This window comes from uncultured Fretibacterium sp., from assembly GCF_963544685.1.
Lineage (GTDB): Bacteria > Synergistota > Synergistia > Synergistales > Aminobacteriaceae > CAJPSE01.
In genome coordinates this window covers 1-6,143 of record NZ_CAUUGJ010000126.1, presented here as the reverse complement: position 1 = coordinate 6,143, position 6,143 = coordinate 1, and the positions used below count along the sequence as shown (strand labels likewise).

The 6,143-nt window shown below is 66.0% G+C and carries 5 protein-coding genes and 1 pseudogene; all 6 read left to right on the top strand.

The annotated features are described in order from the left end of the window. A pseudogene (locus ABLA28_RS10010) lies at window positions 1–199 on the top strand (hypothetical protein); the annotation flags it as partial. 133 nt (window positions 200–332) lie between these two features. Continuing rightward, window positions 333–1,121 (top strand): MetQ/NlpA family ABC transporter substrate-binding protein, encoded by a 789-nt coding sequence (locus ABLA28_RS10005; RefSeq protein ID WP_347713538.1) that lies wholly within the window; start codon window positions 333–335, stop codon window positions 1,119–1,121. Between the two features lie 229 nt (window positions 1,122–1,350). Further along, on the top strand, window positions 1,351–1,782 hold the full coding sequence (locus ABLA28_RS10000) for an OsmC family protein (protein WP_299301044.1): 432 nt from the start codon (window positions 1,351–1,353) through the stop codon (window positions 1,780–1,782). A gap of 78 nt (window positions 1,783–1,860) precedes the next feature. Further along, window positions 1,861–2,481, top strand: coding sequence for a hypothetical protein (locus ABLA28_RS09995; protein ID WP_347713537.1), 621 nt, complete (start codon window positions 1,861–1,863; stop codon window positions 2,479–2,481). Window positions 2,482–2,711: 230 nt separating this feature from the next. Beyond that, entirely contained in the window at window positions 2,712–4,808 is a 2,097-nt protein-coding gene (flhA, locus tag ABLA28_RS09990; RefSeq protein ID WP_347713539.1) for a flagellar biosynthesis protein FlhA, read from the top strand. Continuing rightward, window positions 4,809–6,143: flagellar biosynthesis protein FlhF (flhF, locus tag ABLA28_RS09985; protein WP_347713536.1), on the top strand; the 1,335-nt coding region annotated here is incomplete at its 3' end.

Below are 6,143 nucleotides of genomic sequence, written 5' to 3'. Positions count from 1 at the left end.
TGTAGCTCCGTCTCGTGGGCTCGGAGATGTGTATAAGAGACAGCTGGGGGACCTGGCCATCCGCTTCGGCCACCAGCGGTTCCGGCCGGATATCATGCTGGCGACCATCGTCGTGATGATCGTCATGGTGCAGGCCATCCAGACCGCCGGGGACTGGACGGTTCGGGCGGTGCTGCGCCGCAGGGGTATGGAGGGATAGCGGCGTTTTGCAGCTTTTGTGCTTTGTGCGATGGGGTTCAGGGGAGCTCGCTCCCCTGATGGGGGTGCGGGGGCGAAGCCCCTGCGGTGTTTCGCTGGGTTAAGTTCGTTCGATGGTTAAGGAGGTTGTCGTTGTGTTGAAGAAGTTTGGGGTTGTGTTGGCTGCGTTGTTTGTCCTTTCCCTTGGGGTCGGGAGTGCGGAGGCGGCGAAGATCAAGCTGGGTGTGGACGGGGGCCCGCATGAGGAGATCGGCGAGCTGGTGCAGAAGCTCGCGGCGGAGAAGGGGCTCGAGGTGGAGCTGGTGCGCTTCGCGGACTTCATCCTTCCCAACGCCGCGCTGGCCGACGGGGACATCGACGTGAACTCCTTCCAGCACCTGCCGTATCTGGAGGCGATGATGAAGGACCGCGGGTACAAGCTGGTCTCGATCGGCAGCACGGTCCTGATGCCGATGGGCGCGTACTCGAAAACGCTCAAGAGCGTGGACGAGCTGAAGGACGGGATGACGGTCGCGATCCCCAACGATCCCAGCAACGGGGGGCGCGCGCTGCTCCTGCTCCAGGACCGTGGGCTGCTCAAGGTCAATCCCGACGCCAAACTCCTGCCGACGGTGCTGGACGTCACGGAGAACCCGCACGGCCTGAAGTTCGTCGAGCTGGAGGCCTCCCAGATGGTGCGGGCCATCCAGGATTCCGACCTCTCGGTCATCACCACGAACTACGCCGTGGAGTCGGGGCTGATCCCCGCGAAGGACGCGCTCTTCATCGAGAGCAGCAAGTCCCCCTATGTCAACGTCATCGTGGTGCGGGAGGGCGAGGAGGCCCGGCCGGAGTTCAAGACCCTGGTCGAGTGCTACAACAGCGATGCGGTGAAGGCGTTCGTGGACGAGAAGTACAAGGGGGCCATCGTCTGCGCCTGGTAGGGCGTGGGAAGCCCCGGAGAAGGGCTCGAGGAGAAAAAACGAGAAAGGTTTCATGGGAGGAGCCGCCCCGGGGCGGCTCCTCTTATCTCCTGCGGCGGCGTTTTGTTATAATGGAGCTCGGTTTTTCGATCCGGGGGCAAACAGGGGCGGACGCGGCGACCCCCTTTCGGCGGAGGTCGATCGGCGGGGTGCGCGGGCGTCCCCTTGAGGAGAGGAATGGGAGGACATCATGGCCGGTGCGGGAAAGACGTTTAAGCTGAGGGCGGAGGAGCGCGACGCCTACTCCTTCGAGTACACGGTGGGGCGGCACAGGCTGCTGATGAGCCGGACGATGAAGTCCGATTCCGTGCCCGTGGTCGGGTTCTGCCCCGTGGACCTGCTTCTGTCGGGGATCGCGGGATGCCTGGGGATGACCATCCGGGCGACGATGGAGGAGAAGGGGCTGGCCTACGAGGGGCTGCGGATCGAGATCGAAGGGGTGCGTTCCCCGGACACCGGCCGCTCCGCCCTCGATATCGTAAGGACGAAGGTCTTCATGAGGACCGACGCGTCCCTGGAGCAGGTGCGGGCCGTCGTGGAGGAGAGCGAGGCCGATTGCACGGTACGCAGCACGATCGACCATACTCCCGTCTTCGAGACGGAGGTCGTGCTGGAGAACTGACGGCCTTCAGCGTCCGCGGTGTTTCCCCTCCGAGGGTGAACTCGCGGGGCCCGGCCGTTTGAAACGGAGGTTTTTGAGATGTTGAAGAACAAGCGTTATGGGATGTTCCTTCTGGCGGTGCTGTTGTCGGTCTGTTGCGCCGTCCTTCCGGCGGCGGCGGAGCCGGTGTCCTACGACATCGCCGGCCGCTGGCTGATCCAGGGCGAGGGGTACGGGGAAAAGAGGGTGCGCGTTCAGCTGGCCCTCGAGGGCACCCTGGACATCCACACGGCGATCCACGAGGGGAAGCGCTGCATCACGGGCTACGACCTGTGGCTTCGTCTCGACGCCTCCCGGATGAACATCAAGGCGTGGACGGAGCGCTACAGCGAGACCCTGCGCGTCCCCGTTCCCCTTCCGGAACTGCGGCCGACGCTGAGCAATCCGTTCTACCTGCCGCCGGTGAAGACGAAGGAGGGGTTGACCTACAAGGTGATGCTCACCTCCGTCACGTCCGGGAAGGTGGACATCTACGGAACGATCGACCTGGACGTCATCGGCAGGACGGAGATCCAGTCGACCAGTGCGATATGGAAGGAGGGGACGGAGAGGCCCGGGATCGAAGACGTGCAGAGTGGGTGCGGCATCGGCCCGGGGCTGGGGGCGATGCTCCTGCTGGTCCCGCTGCTTCTGCCCCTCGCGCGGAGGCGTCGTTCCTGACCGTCCGTCCTCATCGGGAAAACGCTGTTTCAATTTCTGTCTTGCGAAAGCCGTCCCCCTCGTGGGACGGCTTTTTTGCCTCTTTTCGTGTACAATGAAGAGGATAGACGGGCGGGTCCCACGGAGTTTGCGGGGCGGGACCGCGCCGCACGGCGTCGGCCTCCGGGGGGCCGCCGGGATTTCGCTCGGGAGGGACCAGCTTGGCTGAGACTGCGGGGCTCGAGAAGTCCATGCTGAAAAAGATTCTGCACTACTCGGACGTCGGCGTGGCACTCCTGATGGTCCTCGTCGTCGTCATGATGGTGATTCCCCTCCCCACGGGCCTGATCGACGTCCTGCTCGCCGCCAACATCACCCTGGGGGTCGTCGTCCTTCTGGTGACCTTCTACGTCAAGCGGGCGCTCGACCTGTCGGTGTTCCCGACCCTGCTCCTGATCGTGACGCTGTTCCGCATCGCCCTGAACGTCTCGACGACCCGCCTCATCCTTTTGAACGGCTACGCCGGCGAGATCATCATGGCGTTCGGCAACTTCGTCGTCGGCGGCAACTACATCGTCGGCGTCGTGATCTTCCTGATCCTGGTCATCATCCAGCTTCTGGTCATTACGAAGGGGGCGGAGCGCGTCGCGGAGGTGGCGGCGCGCTTCACCCTGGACGCCATGCCGGGCAAGCAGATGGCGATCGATGCCGACCTGAACTCCGGGCTCATCGACGACCAGGAGGCCCGGGCCCGGCGCAGGGACATCCAGAGGGAGGCCGACTTCTACGGGGCGATGGACGGAGCCTCGAAGTTCGTCAAGGGGGACGCCGTCGCCGGCCTCATCATCACGATGATCAACATCGTGGGCGGCCTCTCGATCGGCGTCTTCCAGAGGGGGATGCCCGCTGGGAAGGCCGCCGCGCTCTACAGTCTGATGACCGTCGGCGACGGCCTGGTCTCCCAGATCCCGGCCCTGCTCTTCTCCACGGCCACGGGCGTCATCGTGACGCGCGCGGCCGCGGCCTCCGACCTGGGGCAGGATATCGTGGTCGCCTTCACGAGGTACCCCCGCCCCCTCTACATCGGGTCCGGCCTCCTCCTTGCCCTGGGAATGATCCCGGGGCTGCCGACGGTCCCGTTCGTCATCCTGGCCGCCCTGATGGGGGGCATGGGCTACATGGTGGCGCGGGAGGGGACGGCGCAGGAGATCGAGGGCGGAGCGCCGCAGGCCGGTGAGACGCCGGTGCCCGGGGGCGGTGCGCCCGGAGCGCCGCAGGCGGAGGGCGAGAGCCGCCCCGCGCCGGCCTCGCCGGAGGACGTCATGCGCCTTCTGACCGTCGACCCCATGGAGGCCGAGATCGGGTACGCGATCATCCCGCTGGTGGACCCGGCCCAGGGCGGCGACATGCTGGAGCGCATCGGGACCATACGGAAGCAGATGGCCGTGGAGCTGGGCGTCGTCGTCCCCCCCATCCGCATCCGCGACAACATCCAGATCAAGCCGACGGAGTACGTCCTCAGGGTCAAGGGGGCCGAGGCCGGGCGGGGCGAGCTGCTGCCGGACCATTACCTGGCGATGAACACGGGCGGGGTGGAGGAGGACCTGATCGGGATCCCGACGAAGGAGCCCGCCTTCGGGCTGCCGGCGCTCTGGATATCCCCGGACCTCAGGGACAAGGCCGAGGCCATGGGCTATACGGTCGTGGACGCGCCGTCCGTGCTGGCGACCCATCTGTCGGAGGTCATCAGGCGGAATGGGGCGGACCTCCTGACCCGCCAGGAGGTCCAGAAGCTCACGGATATGGTCAAGGAGACCGCCCCGGCCGTCGTGGAGGAGCTCTTGGCCTCCCTGTCGCTCGGCGAGATCCAGAAGGTGCTGCAGAACCTCATCCGGGAGCAGATCCCGATCCGCGACCTCGTGACGATCTTCGAGGCCCTGGCGGATTACGGCAAGCTGTCCCGGAGCGTGGACTTCCTGACGGAGCGGGCGCGCGAGTCCTTGTCCCGACTGATCTCCCTCAAGATTCAGGGGGAGGACGGCGTGATCACGGCGGCGACCCTCTCGCCGAACTGGGAGCAGAAGATCATGGCGAGCATGGATGGAGACCTGGCCCGGGGCTGGCAGCTGAACATGGACCCGCGCGAGGTCCAGAAGATGATCGCCGCGATCTCGCGGGCCGTGGACGACATGCTGGCGAAGGGCCATACCCCCGTGCTGCTGGTGCACCCCAACGTGAGGCTGATCGTCCGGCGTCTGATCGAGGGCTCCGTGGCGAACGTTTTTGTGGTATCGTACAACGAGATCGCTCACGGAATACAAATCAAAACGGTGGGAATGGTGGAATAGATGAGGGTTGTCAATCAGATATCCTTCGAGGCCAGGGACGACGCGGATGCTCTGAGGCTGGCGGCCGAGCGGCTGGGCAAGGATGCGGTGATCCTCTCCACGCGGGCGGTGCGCGTCGGTGGGATCCTGGGCTTTTTCCAGCGTTCGGTCCTGATGGTGACGGCCGGCATCCTGGAGGAGGAGCCCAAAAAGGAGCCCCGCGCCCGGGAGTCCCGGGACGACGAGCTCACGCGCCGGGAAAGCCTCATCGCCTTCCAGAAGCTCATGGAGTTCAAGGAGCGCTCCGCCGGGACCCCGCCTCCCTCTCCCTCCCAGGCCGGGTCCGCCAGGGCGGCCTATGCCGCGGCCGGGGGAGGGGTTGCCTCCTCTGCGGACGGGGACAGCGTTCAGCTTTCCTCCGAGGGGCTGAACAACGCTCGGCACGTCAGGCCGGAGGGGGCGCTTCCCGTCTCCGAGGCTCGGATGCTGAAGGATGAGGTCGGCGCGTTGTCGCAGCGCCTGGACTCTCTGATGGAGCGCCTTGGGATCCCCAAAGCACAGGGCCCCGAACCCCAGCCCGCGAGGGCCGATACGGCCTTTCATGCGGGGCTGCCGGTGCCCGGCCTGGTGGGAAGTCCGGGCGCCGGGGACGGGCAGGACGTCGGGAAACGGCTGAGGGCCGCCGAGGTCGACGAGGGCATCATAAAGAAGCTGCTGGCGGATTACGGGTCCTCGGACCGGTCCCTTCCCTTCGTCGAATGGCTGGCGTCGAGGATCCCGTGCTCGGGGGACGGGGGGGGCGACGCCGCGGGGGGCCGCAAGGTGATGTTCCTGGGGCCCACGGGCGTCGGAAAGACGACGACGATCGCCAAGCTGGCCGCGGTTCAGGCGCTTCTGGAGCATCGGAACGTCCTGCTCCTCACCAGCGATACTTACCGCATCGCCGCGGTCGACCAGCTGCGCACCTATGCTAAGATACTGGGGGTGCCCCTGGAGGTCGTCTTTGGCGCGGACAGCTTTCCCTCGGTGCTGGACGGGCACCCGGAGGCGGACCTCGTCCTGCTGGATACGGCGGGACGGGCTCAGAGGGACCGCAGGAGCCTGGAGGCCTTCAAGACGCTCTACGATGCCTTCGCGCCCGACGCGGTGCACCTCGTCCTTGCTGCCAACATGAAGTACGGGGACATGATGGACGTCGTGGAGCATATCCCGGATATCCCGGTCTCCCATCTGATCTTCACCAAGCTGGACGAGACGGTCAGCTGCGGGGCCGTGTTCAGCGTGCAGCAGACCCTGGGGCGCCCCGTCTCCTTCCTCACGGCCGGGCAGAACGTCCCGAACGATATCGAGACGGCG